The sequence below is a fragment of the Brachybacterium halotolerans subsp. kimchii genome, assembly GCF_020792675.1.
Taxonomy (GTDB): domain Bacteria; phylum Actinomycetota; class Actinomycetes; order Actinomycetales; family Dermabacteraceae; genus Brachybacterium; species Brachybacterium halotolerans.
Genome location: NZ_CP086254.1, coordinates 941,926 through 965,544 on the forward strand (window position 1 = coordinate 941,926; position 23,619 = coordinate 965,544).

The window sequence follows — 23,619 nt, forward strand, 5'->3', positions numbered from 1 at the left end:
CCTCCACCCCGTCACCCGTTCGGCCCGTCGGCCGTCCCGCTGCCCGTCCGAAGGAGATCACCCATGGCGCCCGCCTCCTCGCGCTCCCGCGGCCCCGTCGAGCCTCGCGACGACTTCGACCTGGTGATGCTGGGCGGTGACATCGGCGTGTACGCCCTGGCCCGCGCCTTCCACGAGCAGTACGGGACGATCTCGCACGTCATCACGCGCAGCGTCTCGGGGCCGATCGCGGACTCGCGGATCCTGGTGGCCGAGGAGCTCGGCGCGAGCGCCACCGAGGACGACCTCGCCGCCGCCCTGCTGCGCCACGGCCGGGAGCGCGCCGCGCAGCGCCCGGGCGTCCCGGCGATCGTGCTCGCGAACGCCGACTGGCTGATCTCACTGCTCAGCGCCCACCGTGAGGAGCTCGAGGAGTTCTTCGTGCTGCCGGTGCTGGACGAGAAGACCCTCCGCGACGTCTCCGACAAGGCGACCTTCTCCGAGATCTGCACGACGCTCGGCGTGAGCACGCCGGAGACCGTGGTCGTGGACTTCACCGGCGAGGGGCCGACGGAGATCCCGGACCTCCCGTTCGCCTTCCCCGTGGTCGCCAAGCCCGCCCGCTCCTCCGCCTACACGCATGTGGAGTTCACGGGGAAGAAGAAGGTCTACCACCTCACCGAGCCCGCCGAGCTCACGGACCTCGTGCACCAGCTCGACGAGGCGGGCTTCGCCGACCGCTTCGTGGTCCAGGAGATGGTCCCGGGCGACGACACCGCCATGCGCTCGATCACCGCCTACGTCGACCAGGCGGGCCGGGTGACCCTGCTCGGCGGCGCGCACGTGCTGCTCGAGGAGCACACCCCCGGCGCCCTCGGGAACCCTGCGGCGATGTTCACGGCCGACCCGGGCGAGATCGCCGTGCAGGCCGTCGCGTTCCTCGAGCACACCGGCTACCGCGGCTACGCGAACTTCGACGTGAAGGTCGACCCGCGCACGGGTGTCGCGAAGTTCTTCGAGGTCAACCCGCGCATCGGGCGGAACAACTACTACATGACCGCGGCCGGGGCGAACGTGGCGCGCGCGGTCGTCCGCGACGTCGTCGACCACGAGCGGATCGAGCGGATCGTCCCGGACGACGAGATCCTCTACTCGATCGTCCCCCGCCCCCTGCTCATGCGCTACGTGACCGAGCCCGGGCTGCGGGCCCGCGTGCGTCGCATCGCCCGCCACCGCACGGTGCACCCGCTGGCCTACGCCACCGAGGGCGCGCGCCGCCGCGCCTACATCGCCGCCGCGATGGCCAACCAGGTCAAGAAGTTCCTCACGCACTACCCGCGCCCCTCCTCCAGCGGATTCTGATCCGGGGCCGACGAGCCCCGGGAACGGCACAGGAGGGACGCGCCGACGAGCTCCGGTCGATCACTGCGACAGCCGGGGATCCTGTCGTCACCGGGCGAGCGTCCCGTAGCCTGGGAGCATGACCGACACCACGTTCTCCGTCACCTCGCAGGCCACTCCCGACGACTCCGTGGTCGCCGCCGCGCAGCTCGCCCCCGAGCTCGGCGGCACCTCGACCTCCCCGGACCTCACCTGGACCGGCGCGCCCGAGGGCACCCGGAGCTTCGCTGTCACCTGCTACGACCCCGACGCGCCGACGGGCTCGGGCTTCTGGCACTGGATCGCCTGGGACATCCCCGCCTCGGCCACCTCGCTGGACCTCGGTGTGCCCCGCGAGAGCACCGGTCTGAAGCAGGCGGCCAACGACTTCGGACGCATCGGCTACGACGGCCCCAACCCGCCCGCCGGTCCTCCGCACCGCTACGTGTTCTCCGTGCACGCGCTGCCCGTGGAGACCCTGGGCGCCGATCCGTCGGACCCCCACGTGGGCGCGCGCTTCGCGATCTTCACCCAGCAGCTCGCGAGCGCCGACCTCACCGCCACCTACCAGGTCAGCGAGTGATCACCGCCTGAACCGGCCACCGAGTGCGCGCCGGAGCGGGCGCCGGAGGTGGGGAAAGCCCGACATGGGCCCCACCAGGTGGCGGGATGGGACGGGGCGCCGCGGGTGCGCAGACTCGGAGCATGACTCCTCGACACCGCTCCGCCGCCCCGACCCGCTCCCCGTCATCAGGCCTTCCCCGGCGTGTCCCCCGCCGCACCCTCGACTCGCGGCTCCGGGACGCTATGGTCGGGACCATGCAGCGCTCACGTTCGTGCGAAGGGGGAGGCCAGGGCCGAGTGCCCGGGTCCGCCTCCGTCGCAGGATCATCCCTGGGGTGGACGCGGAGTGGACCTCCGACTGATGGGTCGGCCCCGTCTCCGGCGGAGGATGGCACCATGACACTGCTCGAGAGGTCCTCGTCCGCGCGGCACGCCGCGCGATCCGAGCGCCCGCTGAAGGTGCTGCTGACCACCGACTGGTGGGAACCCGCGGTCAACGGGGTCGTCGCCTCGGTGACCACGCTGCGTCGGCAGCTCGAAGCCCTGGGCTGCGACGTGCGGGTGCTGACCCTCGCACCCGGCCTGCGCTCCTCGTGCGAGGGCAAGGTCTACCGCCTCGGCTCGGTCTCGGCCTCGCTGTTCTACGCGAGCGCCCGCATCGGCACCATCCACCAGCGGCGCATCCTCGGCGCGATCAAGCGCTGGCACCCGGACGTGGTCCACTCGAACTGCGAGTTCACCACCCATGTGTGGGCCCGCCGCATCGCCCGCGACCTCGACGTGCCCCTCGTGCACACGTACCACACGATCTACGAGGACTACACGCACTACTACTCCCCCAGCCGCACCATGGGCCGCAAGGCCGTCGCGGAGTTCTCCCGCCGGCTGCTGGAGCGCACCGACGCGGTCATCGCCCCCACCGAGAAGGTCGCGCACCTCCTCGAGGGCTACCGGGTGAGCCGCCCCGTGCACGTGATCCCGACGGGACTGGACCTGGGGCGCTTCCGTCCCGCCCAGTCCTCCGCCGAGGCGGCCGACTCCGCCGCCCTGCGCGCCTCCCTGGGGATCGGCGCCCGCCAGAAGGTGCTGCTGAGCGTCTCGCGCCTGGCCAAGGAGAAGAACCTCGACCAGGTCATCCGCGACGTGGCCGCCGCCGAGCGCGAGGACGCGGTCCTCGTGCTCGTGGGCGACGGCCCCTACCGCGAGCACCTCGAGCACCTGGTCGCCGACCTCGGCATGGAGAGGTCCGTGCGCTTCGCCGGCGCGATCGACCCGCACGAGGTCCCGCGCTGGTACCGGATGGCCGACCTGTTCGTCTCCGCGTCCCGCTCGGAGACCCAGGGCCTCACCTACATCGAGGCCCTCGCCTGCGGGCTCCCGCTGCTGTGCCGCCGCGACGACTCGGTCGCCGGCGTGCTCGTGGACGGCGAGACCGGCTATGCCGTGGAGGACTCCGCGGAGTTCTGCGTCCGTCTCACCTCGCTGCTGGACGACGAGATCGGCATCGAGAGGATGTCGCACCGCGCCCTCCAGCATGCGCGCCGCACCTGCGGCGCGGAGGCCTTCGGCGCGAGGGTCCTCGAGGTCTACCGCACGATGCACATCGAGCGCAGCCGTGGGGCGGCCCCATCGGCGGTCTCGGCGGCGTCGTCCTCGGCCACCGGCCTCGCGCCCGGCTTCGGCGCGCACCTCGCCGAGGCACCCTCGGGAGTCCCGGCCGCCGCGGTCCCAGCACCGGCCGCCCAGGGCGGTCCGCACGGCGCCCCCTCGCGCCTCCTGAACGCCTGAGGCGACCATGAGCACCACGATCCCGGGGCGCACCGCGCGCTCCGCCCGCCCCGCGCGCCCTGCCGTCGTCCGACGCCCTTCCGTCCTCGCCCGCCCCGCGGCCGGCCCGTCGGCCGGACCGTCGGCCCGATCCCACTCATCGACCCCTTCGGCTCCGCCCGCCGGGGCCGCCCCCGTCACCGCCTCCGGTGACGCGCCCGCCGCCTCCCGCCGCGATCCGCTGCGGATGGCGGTGCGCCTCGCGCCCCTGCTGGGACTGCTCGCCTGCGCGGGCGCCGTGATCTGGGGCCTGCGCGCCGGCGTCCTGGACTCCCAGGAGCACCTGCAGTCCTTCATCGACTCCCTCGGGGCCTTCGGACCCGTGGTCCTGGTGCTGCTGAGCGGAGCGAGCGTCGTCTTCCCGATCATCCCCGGCGGGATCCTCGTGCTCGCGGCGCCCGTGCTGTTCGGCCCCGTCGAGGGCACGCTGCTGAGCTACCTCGCCGTGTGCGCGGGCTCCTTCGCGAACTTCGCGATCGCCCGCCACGTGGGACTCGGGCTCATCGAGCGCGCGTTCAGCGAGAGCACGGTCGAGAAGTACCTGGGGTGGACCCGCAGGCCCCGCTTCACGACCCTCTTCGCGGCCGCGATCGCCCTGCCCGTCGCGCCGGACGACCTGCTGTGCTACCTCGCGGGCACGACCCGCATGCGCTGGCGCACGTTCGCGCTGATCATCCTCGCGTGCAAGCCCTGGGCGCTGATCGCGTACGGACTGGGCGTGAGCGCCCTGCTGATGAAGGTGGTGCCCTGGTGAGCGGCGACGAGACGACACCCGCACGTCTGCGCGTGCTGATCCCCAAGGGCCTCGCGGCCCTCGCGGGTCAGTCCGGGATCGGCGAGGCCATCCGCCATCAGCGCCGCGCGGTCGAGGCCCTGGGGCACGAGGTCGTCACCTCGCCCTTCGCGGACTACGACGTCGCGCACCTGAACACCCCCTTCCCCGACACGCCGCTGCTGGCGGCGCTCTCGCACCTGCGCGGGCGACCGGTGATGATGTGGGCGCACTCGACCGAGGAGGACTTCCGGGACTCGTTCACGGGCGCGAACCGGATCGCCCCCTGGTTCCGACGCTGGATCGCGTGGATCTACCGCCGCGGGGACGCGGTCGTCACGCCCACGCAGTACGCGCGCACCCTGATCTCCCGGCCCCGCTACAAGATCTCCCGGCGCATCCACGTGCTCTCGAACGGGGTCGACACCGGCTTCTTCGCGCGCCGCGACGGGGACCGCGAGGCGCTACGCGACCGTCTGGGACTCGCGCCCGAGGCGCCGGTGGTGATGAGCGTGGGCATCCAGATGGTCCGCAAGGGGATCCTCGAATGGGTGGAGCTCGCCCGGTCGATGCCCGAGGTCACCTTCGTCTGGTACGGCCGCACCGACCCCCGTCTGATCACGAAGGACGTCGCGGCCGCGGTCGCCTCCGCCCCTGCCAACGCCCGCTTCCCGGGGTACGTCACCCCGGACGTGCTGCGCGAGGCCTACGCCGGGTGCGACGCCTTCTGCTTCCTCACCAAGGAGGAGACCGAGGGGATCGTGCTCCTGGAGGCCCTCGCCTGCCGCGCCCCCGTGCTGCTCTCGGACATCCCGATCTACGAGGACTGGCTGCCGGACGGCGAGGTCGTCCACAAGGTGCCCGTGCCCGCCTCGAGCGCCGTGAGCGGCGGCTCGGACCAGGCGCTGCGCGCCCGGCGCAGCGGTGCGCAGAAGATCGCGGAGCGTCTGCGACTGCTGCTCGCCGGGGAGCTCGCGGACCTCTCCGCGGCGGGACGCGCCGCCGCCGAGGCGGTGGACATGCAGGAGGTCGCAGCCCAGCTGCAGGACATCTACGACCGGGAGGGCGTCAGCCCGCATCGTCCCCGCTGAGAGCGGCCGACGGGCCCACTCCGGGCGACGGGCCGGGTCCGGCCGACGGGCCGATGGGTCCGGCGCGGGCGGCTCAGCGCCCTCCGCCGGGCCTCCAGAGCACGACGGCCCCGCTGTCGGGCCGGGCAGGACGCTGGCCGCGGCGCAGGGTGCTCACGCGCCCCGCGCTGTCGGCCGCGAAGACACGGCCGGAGTTCTCGCCCCCGCCACTGCTGCGGGCGCCGGAGGCGCGTCCGCCCATCGCGGCGATCGCCTCGCGCACGGAGCCGAGCTGGGACTGCAGCTGCGTCACCTCGTCCTGCAGCTCGAGGATCCGCTTGATGCCCGCGAGGTTGATGCCCTCCTCCTGGGAGAGGCGCTGGACCTCGCGGAGCTGTGCGACGTCGCGCGCGCTGTAGCGGCGGCCGCGGCCGGAGGTGCGCTGCGGGGAGACCAGACCGAGCCTGTCGTACTGGCGCAGGGTCTGCGGGTGCATGCCCGCGAGCTCGGCCGCGACGGAGATGACGAACACGGGTGCCCGCTCGTCGATCTGCTGGAACGGGGGCATCGCCCTCGCCTCCTCTCGTCCTGCGGTCGAGCTCTGATCGTGCACCGGGTCGTGCGGCGGGCCCGTCGCGGTCGGCCGGGGGCGGCCGGCCCGGCACGCTCGGCGTCCGGGCCGGATCCGCCGCGGCCGTCAGCGCCGGGCGGCCTCGGCGAGGCCGGCGCGCGGGTTCTCGTCCCCGAGGGCGTCGCGCAGGGCCTCGACGGCCTCGCGCGCCGACTCGTCGAGGTGCTCGGGGACGGCCACCTCGATCTTCACACGCAGGTCTCCCGTGCGCTTGGACGTCTTCAGTCCCTTGCCCTTCGCGCGCAGGGTACGGCCCGACGGCGTGCCCGCGGGGACCTTCATCCTCACATGGCCGCCCTCGAACAGGGGGACCTCGATCGTGGTGCCGAGCGCCGCCTCGTCGAAGCGGACGGGCACGGTGATGTGCAGGTCCGCGCCGTCGGCGGACCACACGGGATCGGAACCGACGTCGAGGGTGAGGATCAGGTCGCCGGCGGGGCCGCCGTTCTGACCGGGCTGCCCCTTGCCGCGCAGACGGATCTTCTGCCCGTCGTGCACGCCGGCGGGGATGCGGGTCGTGACGCTGCGCCCGCCCACATCGAGCTTCGCCTCTGTGCCCAGTGCCGCGTCGCGGAAGCTGAGCGTGAGGTGGGCGCGCAGGTCCTCGCCCTTCGTCTGCGTGGCGTAGCCGCCGCGGCCGAAGCCCGCGCCGCCGCCGGGCGCACCGCCGAAGCTCGCGCCTCCGCCACCGCCGCCGAACATGCGCAGCAGATCGTCCATGTCGATGTTCTGCCCGCCCGTGCTGTAGGCGGTGCGGCCTCCGCCGCCGCCTCCGAACATCGAGCCGAACATGTCCTCGAACCCGCCTCCGCCTCCGCCGCCGGATCCGGGGGCGAAGCGCGCGCCGCCCGCGCCCATGGCGCGGATCGCGTCGTACTGCTCGCGCTGCTCGTCGTCGCTGAGGACGGAGTAGGCCTCGCCGACCTCCTTGAAGCGGTCCTCGGCGGAGGGATCGTCGGGGTGGCGGTCGGGATGGAGGTCCCGCGCCTTCTTGCGGTATGCCTTCTTGATCTCCTGCGCGCTCGCGTCCTTCGAGACGCCGAGGACCGCGTAGAAGTCCTTCTCGAGCCAGTCCTGCTGGGACATTCGTGCGCCTCCTTTCGGGGAGCGTCGGTCTGCTGTGGATCTGTGGTGGTCTCGGTGCGGCGAGGGGGGCCGCTGGGACCATGGTGCACGGCCCGGCTGCGGGCCGCGGAAGTCTGTGGTGCCGATGGTCCCTCATGGCAGGCGGGCCGGTGCGGAACTGATCCGCACCGGCCCGCCGCGCCGACGGGGTCGGCGTGCGATCGGGGCGGCTCCCGCCTGTCCGACGGGAGCGCCCTCGATCATCGCGTGGGAATCACTGCGGGCCCACGGTGCCCACGCGGGCGGGGCGCAGCACGCGTTCGCCCGCCCGGTACCCGGGCTGCATGACGAGCTTGATCCGCGTGGTGTCCGCCTCCGGGGACTCCTCGTGCATGAGGGCCTCGTGCAGGCTCGGATCGAACTCGTCGCCCGCCTCGCCGTACCGCTCGAGGCCCTGCGCGCGCAGGGTGTCCTCGAGCTTCGCGGCGATCGAGTGGAACGGGGTGCCCTCGGCGATGTCACCGTGCTGGCGACCCAGCTCGATGTCGTCCAGGACGCTGATCAGGCTGGCCAGGACGCGGGAGGAGGCGGCCTGCTTGTCGGCCGCCGCCGTCGCCTCGATCCGTCGCCGGGAGTTGACGTACTCGGCCTGGGAGCGCTTGAGCTCCTCGGACAGGTCCGCCACCTGCGACTCGAGCTCCGCGATCCGGGCGCTCTCGCCGGAGGCCTCCCCCGCGGGGTCGCCCTCCTGCTGCGCCTGCTCGTAGAGCGCCGCCGCCTCGGCGTCCAGGGGGTCGCCCCCCTGATCGTCGGCCGTCGGGCCCGACGGGCGGACGCTGCCGTCCGCCGGGTCCACCCTGCGCTTGTCGGTGAAGGAGAACCCGGCCTCTGCCGCGTCACCCTCGGGACCGCGCGGGTCCTGGGGATCGGGCGTCTGCTGGTTCTCGGTCATCACTTCTTCTCCTCGTCCTCGTCGTCCACGATCTCGGCGTCGACCACGTCGTCGTCATCCGACGACGCGCCCGCGTCCGCGTTCGGGGCGCCCTCGGCGCCCGCGGCGCCGTCCTCGCCCTGCTGCGAGTAGATCGCCGTGCCGACGGCCTGGAGGGCCTCGTTGAGAGCATCCCGCTTGGCCTCGAGGTCGCTCGTGGAGGCGTCCTCGTTCGCGAGCAGGTCCTTGCCCTCCTTGATGGCGTCCTCGGCCTTGGTGCGGTCGGACTCGGAGATCTTGTCCTCGTTGTCCTTCAGCAGCTTCTCGCCCTGGTAGACGAGCTGCTCGAGGGTGTTGCGGGCGTCGGAGTTCTTCCGGCGCTCCTCGTCCTCGGCGGCGTGGGCCTCGGCGTCCTTGACCATGCGGTCGATATCGTCCTCGGAGAGGGCGGACCCGCCGGTGATCTGGATGGACTGCTCGTTGCCGGTGCCTCGGTCCTTGGCGCTGACGTGCACGATGCCGTTGGAGTCGATGTCGAAGGTGACCTCGATCTGCGGGATGCCGCGCGGGGCCGGCGCGATGCCGGTCAGCTCGAAGGTGCCCAGGAGCTTGTTGTCCCGGGTGAACTGGCGCTCGCCCTGGAAGACCTGGATGGCGACCGACGGCTGATTGTCCTCGGCGGTGGAGAAGATCTCCGATGCCTTGGTCGGGATGGCCGCGTTGCGCTCGATGAGCTTGGTCATGCGCCCGCCCTTGGTCTCGATGCCGAGGCTCAGCGGGGTGACGTCCATGAGCAGGACGTCCTTGCGGTCGCCGGTGAGGACGGCGGCCTGCAGGGCGGCGCCCACGGCGACGACCTCATCGGGGTTCACGCCCTTGTTCGGCTCCTTGCCGGTCAGGGACTTCACGAGCTCCGAGACGGCCGGCATACGGGTCGAGCCGCCGACGAGGACCACGTGGTCGATGTCGGAGACGGAGATCCCGGCGTCCTTGATGACCTGGTGGAAGGGGGCCTTCGTGCGCTCGAGGAGGTCCTGCGTCATCTCCTCGAAGTGCGAGCGGGTCAGCTTCTCGTCCAGGTGCAGCGGGCCGTTCTCGGTCATCGAGAGGTACTGCAGCGAGATGTTCGTCGACGTCGAGGAGGAGAGCTCCTTCTTCGCCTGCTCCGCGGCCTCCTTGAGGCGCTGCAGGGCGATGCGGTCCTTGCTCAGGTCCACGCCATCCTTGGACTTCACCTGCTGGATCAGCCAGTCGACGATCTTCTGGTCCCAGTCGTCGCCGCCCAGGCGGTTGTCGCCCGCGGTGGCCTCGACCTGGATGGCCGAGCCGTCCTCGTCCTTGCTGACCTGCAGCAGGGAGACGTCGAAGGTGCCGCCGCCGAGGTCGAAGACGAGGATCTCCTCGTCGTCCTTGCCCTTCTCCAGCCCGTAGGCGAGAGCGGCCGCGGTGGGCTCGTTGATGATGCGCAGGACGTTCAGTCCCGCGATCTGGCCGGCGTCCTTGGTCGCCTGGCGCTCGGAGTCGTTGAAGTACGCGGGGACGGTGACGACGGCGTCCGTGACGGGCTCGCCGAGGTAGGCCTCCGCATCGCGCTTGAGCTTGCCCAGGATGCGGGCCGAGATCTCCTGCGCGGTGTACTTCTTGTCATCGATGTCCGTGCTCCAGTCGGTGCCCATGTGGCGCTTGACCGAAGAGATGGTGCGGTCCACGTTGGTGACCGCCTGGCGCTTGGCGACCTCGCCCACGAGGACCTCTCCCTGCTTGGAGAAGGCCACGACGGACGGGGTGGTGCGCATGCCCTCCGCGTTCGCGATCACGGTGGGCTGTCCGCCCTCGATGACCGCGACGCAGGAGTTGGTGGTTCCGAGGTCGATTCCGACGACACGGGACATGGGGTCCTGCCTTTCTGCGACGCACGGTCGCAACGGGTTCGTGCACCGCCGGCGATGCCGACGGGAAGCGCTGAGTCGTACGCACTCAAGTAGAGATCCGCTCCGCAGGGCTGTCAAACCCCGCCTCATCAACCTTGAGCACACTAGACTCAACTACGGGATCCTGCCGTTCATTCCCCCGTGGGCGAGAAGTGGTCCAGTTCACGGATGCGGGGTCCGGCGTGAGCGCCACCGGCCTACCGGGGACAGCGGCGCTACCCGGAGCTGTTCCGTGCCGCAACAGAAGACCGGGCCCCGATTTACGGGACCTGATCATGCACCAGACCCAGCCCAAGCAGGACTCCGGCGCCCGGAAGGACATGGACCGGTGAGCGAGCGAGCGTCAAAGCCAGACAATTTGTGCAATCTACTTGCGGACCGTCACAGCTTCGAATGCGGGCAAAGTAGGCGCCGAGCCATTCGTCCACCTGTTCAGCGTCAGCTCGAGCTGGAGAAAGCCTGCGGGACTCGGGGTGCGGGTGAGCTCAAATATTCGCTTGACCACGCTGGCGATCTCCGGAGCCGCATGGGCGGCAGCCAGACTGTTCACTTTTCGCAACGCAGGAATTAGAGAGAAGTCGCCCCCTTTCAGCAAGAACAGCCCAACGGACCCGGCTGCATATTTTAGATCGCTAATTGTCAAGAGCGAGTTCCCGTTAACCGTGCACTTGTCGCGGAACTCAATTACCGCCATCAGGTCGTCCACGGGAGCATTCGCTGCTTCTCGGGTACCCTCGAAGATATCGAACGCCGCAAATGGAACGACCAAGGTTGTCACCGCCCCAGGAACACGCACGGATACTTTTGAGATGGTATCCGGAACGTGTTGCGCGAAAGCTAGAGCCAGAGCGAATACGTCGTCCCGGTCGATCGTGAGAGTGAAGTCCCACGACGTTGGGCTCTCGCTCGCCTCAACAACTGTGGAGCCCCGCTCTCAAGCCATAGGGTTGCCAGCCGGAAGGCTGTCAGGTTCATGTATGAGGCGTCGTCTTCCTTCAACGGCACTTCGATACCCAACCGAGCCAAGTCATTCATCAAAGACCAGTTCATCGCAAGTACCGATTCCACAAAACTGAAGATGCGATCAATGACTCCCGCCCGCGATATCGTCTCTTGATATGACCGCAGTTGGAAGATGACGTGATCCCCCTCAAAAATGAAGCTGTTGCCATGTTGAGAGGCGTTGCGGAGGAAGGCCCCGTCATCCTGGAGCAGGAAAGCCGTCTGGCCCTGGCGAGTAAGACTACGCGCCAGCGCCGTCGCGTCGTCTTGGATGAGCTTTGTGTACGGTTGCGACTTGATGCCGGCCACCAGGTTGTACCAGGCAAGGATTGGGCTAGCGACGTCCTCGTAGATCTCGCCGTAGAACTTAATGATCCGCCGCATCAGCGCCTGTTCATCCTTGACGCGCGAAAGGGCGGCCTCGAACCCTTCCAAGGCTTCGTAGACGAGGCGTGAACTGGTCGCCAGCCCTTCCAATGCACCCGACTGCGATGCCACTTCGGAAATCTGAGAGCTTTCTTGACACAGTCGACTCGCCTCTCCGAGCACATGGTGAAAACGCTTTGGGTCGAAATGGACAGACCCCAGTGCGTCCAGGATAAGAAATTGCGCCCCCTGGCCGGGTTGCGCAAGAACACCGGTCAGCCGCGCGGCTTCCTGAGCGCCTAGCCGATCCAAATCGAGCAAATCGAGCCCAGGATACGATGAGGCCAGGGCATTGAGAGAACGCTCGAAAAGGTTAGGGATCGAGTGGTCTTCGTAAGCCCGCACGGACTCAAGGAGAGTGTAATACTTCCCCAGCTCCTCCGTAGCCGCGTCAATAAGATTCTGCCCCTGACTGGCGAGGCGCTGAGCCTCGTCCAACGCTGGCGCTTGCAACGCCCGGGAATACGTCGGCCACAGTTCCAAGAAATGCTCAATTACCTTGGCAACAACCTCGTGCTGAGCAATGGACGGTCGGAGGCGAGGGTGATTTGAGCACCTACGCTCCATTCCCTGGAGCAGTCGTTCAGCTTCCACCATTCGTGCGACGGATTCGCTGGACGCTGAGTCAGCGATTAGGCCACTGAGCGCGTCAGCAAAATTATCGAGGTAGTTCCCCAACTCTTCGCATGTCGGAAGCCCGGCCTCGTCTTGCTCCGTCACCACGGATTGATCAGCCAAACCCTCTTGGACGCGCCTCGTTGCAGTACGGCGTTGCACGACGAAGGCGTTCACCTCACCCGGGCGAGGTTTCAGTTTGCATTCAGCGCAAGTCTGACCCAGGACGCGCCTTGCCCCGCAGCGGGAACAATCCATTACCTGAAAGCTCATCGCCTTTCGAGGCTTTCTTCGCATTCCCATGTGGCCCGCTCCCTCACTTACATTTTGTCACGCTTGGGGCTGTAGACAGTTTGGCGCGAGACACCCTAGCGAACTTCCGATTTTTTCTTCGGTAGACCCAGCTGGATCATAGCTTCAGATTCCGGGGGCGGCGTCACGAACCTCCGAAGTGGCCTGCACGGAGCCGCCAGAGTGGCTCTAACCCTGAAGGGCGAACCCGAACTAGATACACCCGCTTGTGACCTGGACGCGTCCAGGTACGCCTCGCAGGCCGTCCAAGACTTCACGGCCGTTGGTCTGACCGGTGACGGGACGCTGCAATGAGCGCCCTTGGTCCGCCTCCTCTCCCCGAAGCGGCGCGCTGACCGGCACGGCCGACGCAGGACCTCCGCAGCGTTCCATCTCGGAACTCGATTCCTGAGGATCTGACAACTTAGCCGCAATCCAGGGGGCCAGTCAGTTCATAGCGGCGCAGGTCAGAGGCTCAAGCTTGCGACAGGTCCGTTAGGACCTACAACAGACTCGCCGTCGGGCCGACGCGCGCCGCGGCTGCGATGGCTCGGGCTCAGAAGGGTCGCGTGGTGACTGAACGGAGCCCGCGCAGTAGCCCTCGACACCGTCATGGCCGCTCACGACGGCGTCGGCACTCGGTCGTGCCATACCCTCGCGGGATGCCCCGGCTTCCCACTCCGATCCCGCGCCCCGACGACCACACCGACGCGCCGCCGGACTCCAGCCGCTTCCAACGCCTGGACGGCGCCGCGGTGCGGCGCTCGGCGCAGTCGCTGCAGCAGCGCATCAATTCCCGCTTCCCCGATCGCACGCTCTGGGAAGTGTGCGGCGAAGTGGTGGGGATCGTGGACGAGATCAACGCGGGATCCGGGATCAGCAGGCGCCGCGTGCGCGCGGCTCGCGTCCTCTCGCGCCTGGGCATGCTGCTGATCGCGATCTCCCTGGGCGGCGCGGTGGCGCTGGCGATCGCCCAGGTCGTCTCCTCCCCCGGTGCCGTCGGACCGCTCGACCTGCTGCCGCTGATCGAGACGATCATCAACGACCTGGTGTTCGGCGGCATCGCCGTGTTCTTCCTCTTCTCGCTGCCCGAGCGGATGGAGCGGGCGCGCGTGCTGAGGATCCTGCATCGCCTGCGCTCCCTCGCGCACGTGATCGACATGCACCAGCTCACCAAGGTCCCCGAGCGCCTCGAACGCGCCACCCGGGAGGAGGGCGGCATGGATCTGGACCGGGCTGACCTCACCCGGTACCTCGACTTCTCCACCGAGATGCTGTCGCTGGTGGGCAAGAGCGCCGCGCTGTTCGCCGAGGACACGACGGACGGGGACGTGCTGGACGCGGTCCAGGGCATCGAGGCCCTCACCTCGGACATGGCTCGGAAGGTCTGGCAGAAGATCGGGATCATCCAGCAGCAGTCCTGAGAGACGGCGGCAGTGCTGACGGACGGCAACGGTCCTGACGGGAGGGTCGGCACGCCCCGATCGTCGGGGGCCGGGCCTACTGTGCCGGGCATGAGGCGATTCATGGATGCGGATCTGCGCGGCGCCGAGTTCCGCGAATGCGACCTGACCGGCGCGCGGCTCGTGGGCGTGCTCCTGGAGGACGCCGTCATCGAGGGCCAGGTGACGAACCTGGTCGTGAACGGAGTCGAGGTCATGGAGTACGTCGATGCCGAGCTCGACCGCCGGCATCCGGTGCGTCGACTGCTCCGCTCCGATGACGTGCACGATCTGCGCCGCGCGGCGCGCGAGCTGCACGAGCAGTGGGGGGCGACGGCGCAGCGCCTGCAACGCTCGCCCGGCCTCGAGCATCGCAGCGTCCACGACGAGTGGTCGGCCCTGCAGACCCTGCGCCACCTGGTGTTCGTGCACGACTCATGGTTCCGTCGCTGCTGCCTCGGATCCGACGCCCCCTTCACCCCGCTGGGGCTGGGGATCGACGGGATCGTCGCGGAGGAACAGGGGCTCGACCCCGCGGCGGATCCCACGCTCGAGGACGTGCTCGCGATCAGGGCCGAGCAGACCGCCGAGCTCGAGGACTGGCTGGGCGAGGTCGGCGCGGAGCAGCTCGGACAGCCTGCGCCGATCCCCGACAACGACCTGTGGCCGCCCTATGCCCGGGGCCGCTCGGTGCGGCAATGCCTGGGCACCATGCTGCGCGAGACCTTCGAGCATCACGGGTTCTGCGTGCGCGATCTCGATCTGATCGAGCAGCCCGCCGGGGACTGAGCCCCGCACACCGGATATCCCCCCGCCCGGCGCGCCGCCTTCGTCTCCGGCGTACTCTCCCCGGCATGGACAGGGCCACGGGGCGGCTGACCGCAGCTGCGGGCACCGAACGCGCGGACGTTCCCGCCGGGTCGAAGGAGTGAGGCGACGATGGATCACGAGCGCACCTATGACGTCCGGCCGCTGACGCCCGGGACGTGGCCCGCGTTCGAGGCCCTCGTGGACCGGCACCACGGGATCTTCGGCGGCTGCTGGTGCACGCACTTCCACAAGGGCTGCTCCGCATGCGACCTGAGCCTCGAGGACGGCAGGGCGATCAAGCGGGACCTCGTCGAGAAGGGCGTCGCGCACGCCGCCCTGGTGATGGACGGCGAGGAGGCCATCGCGTGGGCCGAGTTCGGGACCGCCGAGGAGCTGCCGAACATCCACCACCGCAAGGAGTACGAGGCCACCCAGGAGGTGGTCCCGGACTTCCGGATCACGTGCGTCTTCGTCGACCGTCGGCACCGGCGCCACGGGCTGACCGAGCAGGCGATCACAGGCGCTCTCGACCTGATCGCGCAGGCCGGCGGAGGACGCGTCGAGAGCTATCCGCACGACCTCACGCAGCAGACGAAGAAGATGTCCTCCTCGTTCCTCTACAACGGCACCCGTCGGCTCTACGAACGGCTCGGCTTCGTCTACGACCGGCCCAAGGGACTGAAGAACTGCGTCATGCACACGATCGTCGTCCCCTCGTGAACGGCAACGTCACGGACAGCAGCGCGGCGCACACGTGAACCCGACCTGATCCTTTCGCGCGGAGGAGCGCGAGGAAGACCGTGGCCCTCCCGGCGCGCTCCCGCACGGATGCGGTATACACGGAGACGCCCCGCGACGATCCGAGAGGACCCCATGCACGACATCGACGTCCGCGTCCACCGCTCCGAGGAGAACCTGCCGCGCGAGGAGCAGCTGGCCTGGCAGATGGCGCAGGTCGCCGTCGACCCCGTGGCCGTCGGCCCCGAGGTCACGGAGATGATCATCAACCGGGTCATCGACAACGCCGCGGTCGCCCTCGCGTCCCTGCGCCGCTCCCCCGTGGTCTCGGCCCGTGCGCAGGCACTCAGCCACCCGCTCTCCCGCGGAGGATCCGGCGCCGGCGTGTTCGGCACCGATGAGCGCACCTCCCCGGAGTGGGCGGCCTGGGCCAACGGCGTCGCGGTGCGCGAGCTCGACTTCCACGACACCTTCCTGGCCGCCGAGTACTCCCATCCCGGCGACAACATCCCGCCGGTCCTCGCGGTCGCCGAGCACACGGGCGCGACCGGCGCGGACCTGATCCGCGGCATCGCCACCGGCTACGAGCTGCAGGTCGACCTCGCACGGGCCATCAGCCTGCACGCCCACAAGATCGACCACGTGGCGCACCTGGGGCCGTCGGCCGCGGCCGGGATCGGCACGCTGCTCGGCCTCGACGCGGAGACGATCTTCCAGGCCATCGGCCAGGCGCTGCACACCACCACCGCCACGCGCCAGTCGCGCAAGGGGGAGATCTCGACGTGGAAGGCGCACGCCCCCGCCTTCGCCGGGAAGATGGCCGTGGAGGCCGTGGATCGCGCCATGCGCGGGCAGACCTCCCCGGTCCCGATCTACGAGGGCGAGGACGGCGTGATCGCCTGGCTGCTCGACGGCCCCGACGCCCGCTACACCGTCTCCCTCCCCGACCCCGGCGAGCCCAAGCGCGCGATCCTCGACACCTTCACCAAGGAGCACTCGGCCGAGTACCAGGCGCAGGCCTGGATCGACCTGGCGCGCCGACTGCACGAGACGCATCCGGAGGTCACGGACCCCGAGCAGGTCGACTCGATCCTCATCCGCACCTCCCACCACACCCACTTCGTGATCGGCTCGGGAGCGAACGATCCGCAGAAGTACGACCCGCGCGCCTCCCGCGAGACGCTCGACCACTCGATCCCGTTCATCTTCGCCGTGGCCCTGCAGGACGGCGCGTGGCACCACGTCGACTCCTACGCCCCCGAGCGCGCCGGCCGACCCGACACCGTCGCCCTGTGGCGGAAGGTCACCACGACCGAGGATCCTGAATGGACGCGCCGCTACCACTCGCTGGACCTCGCGGAGAAGGCCTTCGGCGGTGCCGTCGAGATCACCCTGCGCGACGGCACCGTGATCCGGGACGAGATCGCCGTGGCCGACGCGCACCCGCAGGGCGCCCGTCCCTTCGTGCGCGAGCAGTACGTCCAAAAATTCCGCTCGCTCGCCGAGGGCGTGGTCGAGGACGCCGAGGCCGACCGCTTCCTGCAGGCCGTCGAGAGTCTTCCCGAGCTCCCGGCGGGGCAGCTGCACCGGCTCTCCCTGCGTGCGGCCGACGGCGTCATCGATCCCGCGGCGGCTCCCACCGGCCTGTTCTGACCCCGGATCCTGGAAGGACGAGCTTCGATGCTGAACTCCACGACCACCCCGTCGACCAAGCGCCGCGCCTTGCGCGCGCTGCTGCGCCCGGGCGCCGCCGCCCCGTTCCCCGGTGCCTTCTCGCCGCTGTCCACCCGCCTCATCGAGGAGCAGGGCTTCCCGGGTGTGTACATCTCCGGGGCGGTGCTCGCGAACGAGCTGGGGCTGCCGGACATCGGCCTGACCACGCTCACCGAGGTCGCCGCCCGCGGCGCCCAGATCGCCCGCACCACCGACCTGCCGTGCCTCATCGACGCGGACACCGGCTTCGGCGAGCCCATGAACGTGGCCCGCACGATCCAGGAGCTCGAGGACGCGGGTCTGGCGGGCTGCCACATCGAGGACCAGGTCAACCCCAAGCGCTGCGGCCACCTCGACGGCAAGGCCACCGTGGACACCGCGACCGCCGTGCAGAGGATCCGCGCCGCGGTCGACGCCCGACGCGATCCGGACTTCCTGGTGATGGCACGCACGGACCTGCGCGCCGGCGCCGGGCTCGACGCCGCGATCGACCGCATGCGCGCCCTCGTGGACGCGGGGGCCGACGCGATCTTCCCCGAGGCGATGGCGGACCTCTCCGAGTTCGAGGCCGTGTGCCGGGCGGTCGACGTGCCCGTGCTTGCCAACATGACGGAGTTCGGGAAGTCCCCGCTGTACACCCGGGAGCAGCTCGCGCAGACCGGCGTCTCGCTCGTCATCTACCCCGTGACGCTGCTGCGCACCGCGATGGGCGCGATCGAGCGCGTCCTGCAGACCATCCGCGTCGAGGGGTCCCAGGCGTCCCGCGTCGACGAGATGCTCACCCGTGCGCGGCTCTACGACCTCGTGGACTACGAGTCCTTCAGCAGCTTCGACGCCGGCATCTTCGACTTCGAGGTCCCCGGCCGGGCCGGGACGGACAGCGCGGGCGCCGCAGACGGCACAGGCGCCGCGGACAGCGCAGGCACCGCAGGCAGCGGCGATGGAAGCGGCAACAGCAGCAGCACCAGCGGAACCAAGAGCACGGACGAGCAGAGGAGCGAGTCATGAGCCCGAGCAGCCAGAGCGACCCCGCGAAGAACCCGTCGACCGGTCCCGAGATCCACCGCGGGCTCGCGGGCGTCGTCACCGACGTCACCGCGATCTCGAAGGTCAACCCCGAGACCAACTCCCTGCTCTACCGCGGCTATCCGGTGCCGCAGCTCGCCGCGACCCAGCCCTTCGAGGCCGTCGCCCATCTGCTGTGGACCGGCGAGCTGCCCACGGAGGCGGAGCTCGACGAGGACCGCGCCCACGAGCGCTCCCACCGCGCGCTCGCGCCCGAGGTGAAGGCGGCCCTGGACTCCCTGCCTGCCACCTGCCACCCGATGGATTCCGTGCGCACCGCCGTCTCGGTCCTGGGCGGTCTGGATCCCACCGCGCAGGACGACTCGCCCGCCGCGGAGCTCGAGAAGGCCCGGCAGCTGCTCGCGCAGCTTCCCGCCGTCATCGCCTACGAGCAGCGGCGACGGCGCGCCGGAGGGCCCACCGAGCCGATCGCCCCGCGCGAGGACCTCGACTACTCCCAGAACTTCCTGTGGATGACCTTCGGGGAGGAGGCGGCACCCGAGGTCGTCGATGCCTTCCGCGTCTCGATGGTGCTCTACGCCGAGCACTCCTTCAACGCCTCCACCTTCACCGCGCGCGTCATCACCTCGACGCTGTCCGACCTGCACTCGGCCGTCGTGGGCGCGATCGGCGCCCTCAAGGGTCCCCTGCACGGCGGCGCCAACGAGGCGGTCATGCACACCTTCGAGGAGATCGGGATCCGCCCCGAGGAGTCCGAGTCCGCGGCGAAGGACCGTGCGAAGGCCTGGATGGACGACGCCCTCGCGCAGAAGAAGAAGGTCATGGGCTTCGGTCACCGCGTCTACAAGAACGGCGACTCGCGCGTGCCCACCATGAAGCAGGCGCTCGACGCGATGATCGACCACGTGGGCCGCCCGGAGATCCTCGGCCTCTACAACGGGCTCGAGCAGTCGATGGACGAGGCGAAGTCCATCAAGCCCAACCTCGACTACCCCGCCGGGCCGACGTACCACCTGATGGGCTTCGACACCGAGATGTTCACGCCGCTGTTCATCGCCTCGCGGATCACCGGGTGGACCGCGCACATCATGGAGCAGCGGGCCGCGAACGCCCTGATCCGCCCGCTCTCGGAGTACGTCGGCCCCGAGGAGAGGCCGGTCCCGGGTGCGTGATGCCCGCCGCGGGTCCTCGTCCGCGGGGCCCGAGCACTTCCGGCGGGTGCTGCGCATCCGGATCCTCGGCGCGGGCGTCGCCGGGACAGCGGCGGCGGCCCTCCTCGCGGCCGCCGGCCACGAGGTCGAGCTGATCGACGAGGACTTCGCGCAGCCGGCGCTGGGGACTTCTCTCGCCCTTTTCCCGCCGGCCCAGCGGGTGCTCGCGCGGATCGGCGTCCTCGACGCCGTGAGCGCGGGAGCGACGGCCCCGCGGGAGGGGCGCCTGGTGGGCCGCGGCGGCCGAGTGCTCGCGACCCTGCCCTCGGGCGATGCAATGCTTGTGCCGCGCCCGCACCTGCTCGCCTGCCTGCGCAGGGCGCTGCCGAGCGATGTCCGACGGCGACGGATCCGCGTCCAGGACGTGCGTCCGCTGCGGCGCGGCGCCGACGTGCTCGTGGGCGCCGACGGCCTGCACTCGCTGACCCGGCTCTCCGGCTGGGGCGAGGGAGCCCGGGCCCGCGGGCACGGGATGACGATCCTGCGCGGCATCACCCCGCAGGCGCCGCCGGAGATCTCGGAGACCTGGGGCGGCGGGTGGCTGTTCGGCATCACGCCGCTCACCGGGGGCGGCACCAACTGGTTCGCGTCGGTGCCCGAGCACCGGGCCCCCGATCGCGAGGGCGACCTCGCGCACCTGCGGAGCGTCGTGGGCGGCGCACGGGCGTCGATCGATGCCGTCCTCGAGGCGGCGGCGCCCGCGCGCACGACGGTGCACGGCCTGTTCACCGTCCCGCCGGTGCGGCCCGTGCGCGAGGACGTGGTGCTGATCGGCGACGCCGCGCACGCGATGGCGCCGAACCTGGGGCACGGGGCGAACACCGCGCTCTCGGACGCGGCGGCCCTCGCCACGGCGCTCGACGGCGCGCAGCGCATCCGCCCCGCCCTGGCCCGCTACGCCGCGCGGCGGCACCTGGTCGACCAGGCCTGGAGGCTCGGCTCGGAGGCCATGCTGCGCGCCGCGATGGCCGACGGATCCTCAGGTGGGCGGGACGCCGTGCTCGGCGCGGCCGGTCGGGTCCTCGCCCGCTGACCCCGAGGCGCCCGTCGAGTGACCGGACACGTCCTGCCGCAGCCTCGTGTCGGCCCGTGAACACCCTTCGGACGCATGTCAGGTCATGGTCCTATCGTCGGCGGTGACGCATCAGCACCGACACCTCGACATCGCAGGAGTGGCACATGACCAACGACCTCATCGGCGACCTCCCCCTCGTCCTCGGCGGAAACACCTTCGGCTGGACCAGCGACGAGGACCAGTCCTTCGCCGTGCTCGACGCCTTCCTCGCCGCCGGGGGCCGCCAGATCGACACGGCCGACGTCTACTCCGCGTGGGCCCCGGGCAACGACGGCGGCGTCTCCGAGGCCGTGATCGGCCGCTGGCTCGCCGCGCGCGGCACCCGGGACCAGGTCGTGCTCGCCACGAAGGTCGGATCGCTCGCCTCCCGCAAGGGCCTCGCGCGGGAGAACGTCGAGGCCGCCCTCGAGGACTCCCTGACCCGCCTCGGCACCGACCGCGTGGACCTCTACTACGCCCACTTCGACGACGAGACGCAGTCCCCCGCCGAGCTCGCCCGGACCTTCGATTCCCTGGTGCGCGCCGGGAAGGTGGGCGCCATCGGCATCTCGAACCTCTCCCCCGAGCGCCAGCGCGCCTGGATCGAGGCGGCCCGCGCCGAGGACCTCACCGTGCCCTCGGCCATCCAGGTGCAGTACTCCCTCGCCCACCGCGCGGACGTCGAGAACGGCTACGGGCAGGTCGTCGAGGAGAACGACCTCGCGCTGTTCAGCTACTTCTCGCTCGCCGCCGGCCTGCTCACGGGCAAGTACCGCTCCGCGGCAGACCTCGACGGGGTCGCCCGCGGCGCCCAGCTCTCCGGTTACGGCACGCCCGAGGGCTTCGCCCTCGTGGACGTCCTCGTCGACGTCGCCGCACGCCACGACGCCGAGCCGACGGCGGTGGCCCTCGCCTGGCTGCACGCGAAGGGCGTGACCGCGCCGGTCGCCTCGGCCCGCACCACCGCTCAGCTCCCGGCGCTGATCGCCGGCGCGGAGCTGGAGCTCACGACAGAGGACGTCGCCGCCCTGGACGCGGCCTCCGCACCGTTCACGCGCTGACCGCAGGGCCTGCGGGGCCCGCGGGCCCTCCGGGCTCGGCGGGATCTGCGGGCCGGGCGGGATCTGCAGTCTCGGCGGATGCGCCGGGTTCCTCACCGAGGGTCCCGGCGAGGAAGCGCGGCAGCCAGACCACCTCCCAGTCGCTGACCTCCTGGGCCATGTTGCCCACGCGGACCGGCGGCGCATCCGGGAGCCAGTAGGCGCCCACGCCGTCGCGCTCGAGGTACCCGTAGTCGACGAGCTCGCGGCGCAGGTAGGCGACGTCCTCGTGGACGGGCCGCAAGATGTCGCCGACCTCGGCCTCGGTGTACACCTCCCCGGGTGCGAAGCGCGCGAGCAGCTCGAGCAGCACCGAGAGGCGCGTCTTGCGCTTGGCGGGGATGCGCTCGAGCAGGCCGTCGTGCAGGAAGGGGCGGATGAGCTTCTCATGGTGTGCACGCGCCGCCGCGGGATCGGGCGTCGGGGCGGCGATGCGCTCAGGGCGGGTCGCGGCCTGCGCGAGCAGCGCGGCGCGGGCCGCCGTGAAGTTCTCGCCGGTGCGCTCCATGCGGGCGCGCACGAGCTTCTTGAAGTCGGAGGAGCGGGTCATCGGATCACCTCTGCCGCCGTGGCATCCCCAGCCTGCGTCGGCGGCATGATGCCTCGACGATGATCGGTCCGGATCCGAGGATCTGCTCCCCTTCGCCCTGTGGGCGCGGGCTGGGGCCGACGCCGGGCTGGGCGGTGGATCGCCGCCGTGAACACCCTAACGGATCGCACCGGTCCCCCGGACGTGTGTGGCCGGGACCGTGGCAACGGCGGTGATGGTGGCGGTGGCGATGACGATGCCGAACGAGGGGCGCGGGGCGCGGGGCGATCGAACGCTCGTTCGTCCCACCCCTCTCCTAGTCTCCGAGGACCGAAGCCGCCGGCGCCGCCGGAGGCGGGAAGGAGGAGTCATGGACACCGTCGGACATCCTGGGTCCCGGGTGCGCGTCGTCCATCCCGAGCGGACCGTGCGCCGGGAGCGCGACCGCATCCGCGCGGGGCTCCTGCTGAGGGTGCCCGGGCTCGAGCAGCGCATCGTGGAGACCTCGAGCGGATCGCTGCTGGTGCGGTTCCCCGCCGCGACGGCGGGCACAACATGCGCTGGGAGCGCCGACGGGATCGAGATCGGCAGGCTCCCCGACCGGGGAGGCGCCTCGTGGGTCGTGGTCGTGCGCCGTCAGGGGCGCGCGAGCGTGCGGCGCTGCGCGAGCGTGGAGCAGGTGGTGCGCTCGGCGCTCATCGGCCTGCGGTCGGCCCGCGCCGCGTGACGCCGCCGGCCCGGGCCTCGACCCACGGGCCGGGCCTCAGCTCAGGCGGCGGGCCAGCGTCGAGATGACGTGCCAGTGCTTCTTCGCGGAGCTGTAGGAGCGGCCGTCCTCGTTGCGGACCTCGCGGTCCAGCACGCGGAACCCGCGGAACATCTCGCCGATCTCCTGGGCGCTCAGGGTCGCGATGTCCTCGCGCTCGGCCCAGCTGTCCGACTCGCCGAACAGGTCCACGGCGATCACGCCGCCGATCTTCAGCGCTCCGGTGAGCTTCGGCCAGATCTCGCGCAGACCGTCCGGGCCCAGCATCGGCAGGGCATAGGCGGAGTAGACGATGTCGGCCGCGGGGAACTGCTCGACGTCCCGCGCATCCATGTGATGGAAGTTGATGCGACCGGTCATGCGCTCGTTCTCGACGAGGCGCTGCGTGAGCGTGTCATCGGTGTCGTAGGCGTGGACGGTCAGTCCGCGGCGCGCGAACTCGAGCGCGTCGGCGCCACCACCGGCGCCGATGTCGATCGCGACCTTCCCGGGCCCATCTCCGCCCGCGGCGTGCACAGCTTGCGTCACGACCCGCCGGGCGGGACGCGCCGCAGCACTGGCGTTGTATGCGTGCCAGTCGATCGTGGGGGCGGTGTCCATGCAGTTCAGGGTATCGACCTTCATCCAACATTCAATATGACCGAGGCCTGGCGCACACCGGTTTCGTCACCAGCGAACACCAGGGGGCCTCTGCGCCGGTTCCCAGGCGCGGATGCGGCGTGCGTCCTGCGCGGTCGCGCACTCCG

22 protein-coding genes are annotated in these 23,619 nt (G+C 70.6%); 14 read left to right on the forward strand and 8 right to left on the reverse strand.

The features are described from left to right. Positions 1–63 precede the first annotated feature (63 nt). From Bra3105_RS04270 to Bra3105_RS04290, 5 genes are all read left to right on the forward strand, one after another. Complete coding sequence (locus Bra3105_RS04270) at positions 64–1,341, forward strand: carboxylate--amine ligase (protein WP_228358737.1); 1,278 nt, start codon at positions 64–66, stop codon at positions 1,339–1,341. Between the two features lie 118 nt (positions 1,342–1,459). Then, on the forward strand, positions 1,460–1,942 hold the full coding sequence (locus tag Bra3105_RS04275; RefSeq protein ID WP_228358738.1) for a YbhB/YbcL family Raf kinase inhibitor-like protein: 483 nt from the start codon (positions 1,460–1,462) through the stop codon (positions 1,940–1,942). A 377-nt stretch (positions 1,943–2,319) separates the two neighbouring features. Further along, positions 2,320–3,711, forward strand: coding sequence for a glycosyltransferase (locus tag Bra3105_RS04280; protein WP_228358739.1), 1,392 nt, complete (start codon positions 2,320–2,322; stop codon positions 3,709–3,711). Between the two features lie 7 nt (positions 3,712–3,718). After that, on the forward strand, positions 3,719–4,504 hold the full coding sequence (locus tag Bra3105_RS04285; protein WP_228358740.1) for a TVP38/TMEM64 family protein: 786 nt from the start codon (positions 3,719–3,721) through the stop codon (positions 4,502–4,504). Next, positions 4,501–5,613 (forward strand): glycosyltransferase family 4 protein, encoded by a 1,113-nt coding sequence (locus Bra3105_RS04290; RefSeq protein ID WP_228358741.1) that lies wholly within the window; start codon positions 4,501–4,503, stop codon positions 5,611–5,613. The genes Bra3105_RS04285 and Bra3105_RS04290 overlap by 4 nt, the downstream gene beginning before the upstream one ends. Before the next feature lie 73 nt (positions 5,614–5,686). On the opposite strand, the gene Bra3105_RS04295 is transcribed toward Bra3105_RS04290, so the two are convergent. The 6 genes from Bra3105_RS04295 to Bra3105_RS04320 form a co-directional block, all read right to left on the reverse strand. Beyond that, the gene (locus tag Bra3105_RS04295) at positions 5,687–6,160 is read right to left on the reverse strand and encodes a heat shock protein transcriptional repressor HspR (RefSeq protein ID WP_200501331.1); all 474 of its coding nucleotides are present in this window, start codon (positions 6,158–6,160) and stop codon (positions 5,687–5,689) included. A gap of 129 nt (positions 6,161–6,289) precedes the next feature. Next, positions 6,290–7,309 (reverse strand): DnaJ C-terminal domain-containing protein, encoded by a 1,020-nt coding sequence (locus tag Bra3105_RS04300; protein ID WP_200501332.1) that lies wholly within the window; start codon positions 7,307–7,309, stop codon positions 6,290–6,292. 253 nt (positions 7,310–7,562) lie between these two features. Continuing rightward, entirely contained in the window at positions 7,563–8,240 is a 678-nt protein-coding gene (locus Bra3105_RS04305) for a nucleotide exchange factor GrpE (protein WP_228358742.1), read from the reverse strand. Continuing rightward, entirely contained in the window at positions 8,240–10,111 is a 1,872-nt protein-coding gene (gene dnaK / locus Bra3105_RS04310; RefSeq protein ID WP_228358743.1) for a molecular chaperone DnaK, read from the reverse strand. Before dnaK ends, Bra3105_RS04305 begins: the two co-directional genes overlap by 1 nt. Positions 10,112–10,517: 406 nt before the next feature. Further along, complete coding sequence (locus Bra3105_RS04315) at positions 10,518–10,856, reverse strand: hypothetical protein (RefSeq protein ID WP_228358744.1); 339 nt, start codon at positions 10,854–10,856, stop codon at positions 10,518–10,520. Positions 10,857–10,987: 131 nt separating this feature from the next. Beyond that, entirely contained in the window at positions 10,988–12,370 is a 1,383-nt protein-coding gene (locus tag Bra3105_RS04320) for a hypothetical protein (protein WP_228358745.1), read from the reverse strand. A gap of 776 nt (positions 12,371–13,146) precedes the next feature. Here Bra3105_RS04320 and Bra3105_RS04325 point away from each other — a divergent pair. The 8 genes from Bra3105_RS04325 to Bra3105_RS04360 all read left to right on the forward strand — a co-directional run bounded on the left by Bra3105_RS04325 (position 13,147) and on the right by Bra3105_RS04360 (position 21,539). Then, on the forward strand, positions 13,147–13,908 hold the full coding sequence (locus Bra3105_RS04325; protein WP_228358746.1) for a hypothetical protein: 762 nt from the start codon (positions 13,147–13,149) through the stop codon (positions 13,906–13,908). Between the two features lie 90 nt (positions 13,909–13,998). Beyond that, on the forward strand, positions 13,999–14,715 hold the full coding sequence (locus tag Bra3105_RS04330) for a DinB family protein (RefSeq protein ID WP_228358747.1): 717 nt from the start codon (positions 13,999–14,001) through the stop codon (positions 14,713–14,715). 150 nt (positions 14,716–14,865) lie between these two features. Beyond that, complete coding sequence (locus tag Bra3105_RS04335; RefSeq protein ID WP_228358748.1) at positions 14,866–15,456, forward strand: GNAT family N-acetyltransferase; 591 nt, start codon at positions 14,866–14,868, stop codon at positions 15,454–15,456. A gap of 153 nt (positions 15,457–15,609) precedes the next feature. Next, positions 15,610–17,127 carry an MmgE/PrpD family protein gene (locus Bra3105_RS04340; protein ID WP_228358749.1) on the forward strand — a complete coding sequence of 506 codons (1,518 nt, stop codon included), beginning with the start codon at positions 15,610–15,612 and terminating at the stop codon, positions 17,125–17,127. Between the two features lie 27 nt (positions 17,128–17,154). Next, the gene (prpB, locus tag Bra3105_RS04345; protein ID WP_228358750.1) at positions 17,155–18,195 is read left to right on the forward strand and encodes a methylisocitrate lyase; all 1,041 of its coding nucleotides are present in this window, start codon (positions 17,155–17,157) and stop codon (positions 18,193–18,195) included. Next, complete coding sequence (locus Bra3105_RS04350; protein ID WP_228358751.1) at positions 18,192–19,385, forward strand: bifunctional 2-methylcitrate synthase/citrate synthase; 1,194 nt, start codon at positions 18,192–18,194, stop codon at positions 19,383–19,385. Before prpB ends, Bra3105_RS04350 begins: the two co-directional genes overlap by 4 nt. Next, on the forward strand, positions 19,378–20,457 hold the full coding sequence (locus tag Bra3105_RS04355) for an FAD-dependent monooxygenase (protein WP_228358752.1): 1,080 nt from the start codon (positions 19,378–19,380) through the stop codon (positions 20,455–20,457). The genes Bra3105_RS04350 and Bra3105_RS04355 overlap by 8 nt, the downstream gene beginning before the upstream one ends. 146 nt (positions 20,458–20,603) lie before the next feature. After that, on the forward strand, positions 20,604–21,539 hold the full coding sequence (locus Bra3105_RS04360) for an aldo/keto reductase (protein ID WP_228358753.1): 936 nt from the start codon (positions 20,604–20,606) through the stop codon (positions 21,537–21,539). Here the strand turns inward: Bra3105_RS04360 and Bra3105_RS04365 are convergent. Next, on the reverse strand, positions 21,529–22,128 hold the full coding sequence (locus Bra3105_RS04365) for a DUF2087 domain-containing protein (RefSeq protein ID WP_228358754.1): 600 nt from the start codon (positions 22,126–22,128) through the stop codon (positions 21,529–21,531). The genes Bra3105_RS04360 and Bra3105_RS04365 overlap by 11 nt on opposite strands. A 349-nt stretch (positions 22,129–22,477) precedes the next feature. On the opposite strand from Bra3105_RS04365, the gene Bra3105_RS04370 reads away from it, so the two are divergent. Next, positions 22,478–22,834, forward strand: a complete 357-nt coding sequence (locus tag Bra3105_RS04370) for an FAM98 family protein (RefSeq protein WP_228358755.1) — start codon at positions 22,478–22,480, stop codon at positions 22,832–22,834. A 36-nt stretch (positions 22,835–22,870) separates the two neighbouring features. On the opposite strand, the gene Bra3105_RS04375 is transcribed toward Bra3105_RS04370, so the two are convergent. Continuing rightward, on the reverse strand, positions 22,871–23,473 hold the full coding sequence (locus Bra3105_RS04375) for a class I SAM-dependent methyltransferase (protein WP_228358756.1): 603 nt from the start codon (positions 23,471–23,473) through the stop codon (positions 22,871–22,873). Between the last annotated feature and the right edge of the window lie 146 nt (positions 23,474–23,619).

Bases quoted from the DNA above. Each gene is read 5' to 3' on its own strand.
- Bra3105_RS04270 (WP_228358737.1), top strand. From the start codon at position 64: ATGGCGCCCGCCTCCTCGCGCTCCCGCGGCCCCGTCGAGCCTCGCGAC.
- Bra3105_RS04275 (WP_228358738.1), top strand. From the start codon at position 1,460: ATGACCGACACCACGTTCTCCGTCACCTCGCAGGCCACTCCCGACGAC.
- Bra3105_RS04280 (WP_228358739.1), top strand. From the start codon at position 2,320: ATGACACTGCTCGAGAGGTCCTCGTCCGCGCGGCACGCCGCGCGATCC.
- Bra3105_RS04285 (WP_228358740.1), top strand. From the start codon at position 3,719: ATGAGCACCACGATCCCGGGGCGCACCGCGCGCTCCGCCCGCCCCGCG.
- Bra3105_RS04295 (WP_200501331.1), bottom strand. From the start codon at position 6,160: ATGCCCCCGTTCCAGCAGATCGACGAGCGGGCACCCGTGTTCGTCATC.
- Bra3105_RS04300 (WP_200501332.1), bottom strand. From the start codon at position 7,309: ATGTCCCAGCAGGACTGGCTCGAGAAGGACTTCTACGCGGTCCTCGGC.
- Bra3105_RS04305 (WP_228358742.1), bottom strand. From the start codon at position 8,240: ATGACCGAGAACCAGCAGACGCCCGATCCCCAGGACCCGCGCGGTCCC.
- dnaK (WP_228358743.1), bottom strand. From the start codon at position 10,111: ATGTCCCGTGTCGTCGGAATCGACCTCGGAACCACCAACTCCTGCGTC.
- Bra3105_RS04325 (WP_228358746.1), top strand. From the start codon at position 13,147: ATGCCCCGGCTTCCCACTCCGATCCCGCGCCCCGACGACCACACCGAC.
- Bra3105_RS04330 (WP_228358747.1), top strand. From the start codon at position 13,999: ATGAGGCGATTCATGGATGCGGATCTGCGCGGCGCCGAGTTCCGCGAA.
- Bra3105_RS04335 (WP_228358748.1), top strand. From the start codon at position 14,866: ATGGATCACGAGCGCACCTATGACGTCCGGCCGCTGACGCCCGGGACG.
- Bra3105_RS04340 (WP_228358749.1), top strand. From the start codon at position 15,610: ATGCACGACATCGACGTCCGCGTCCACCGCTCCGAGGAGAACCTGCCG.
- prpB (WP_228358750.1), top strand. From the start codon at position 17,155: ATGCTGAACTCCACGACCACCCCGTCGACCAAGCGCCGCGCCTTGCGC.
- Bra3105_RS04350 (WP_228358751.1), top strand. From the start codon at position 18,192: ATGAGCCCGAGCAGCCAGAGCGACCCCGCGAAGAACCCGTCGACCGGT.
- Bra3105_RS04360 (WP_228358753.1), top strand. From the start codon at position 20,604: ATGACCAACGACCTCATCGGCGACCTCCCCCTCGTCCTCGGCGGAAAC.
- Bra3105_RS04365 (WP_228358754.1), bottom strand. From the start codon at position 22,128: ATGACCCGCTCCTCCGACTTCAAGAAGCTCGTGCGCGCCCGCATGGAG.
- Bra3105_RS04370 (WP_228358755.1), top strand. From the start codon at position 22,478: ATGGACACCGTCGGACATCCTGGGTCCCGGGTGCGCGTCGTCCATCCC.
- Bra3105_RS04375 (WP_228358756.1), bottom strand. From the start codon at position 23,473: ATGGACACCGCCCCCACGATCGACTGGCACGCATACAACGCCAGTGCT.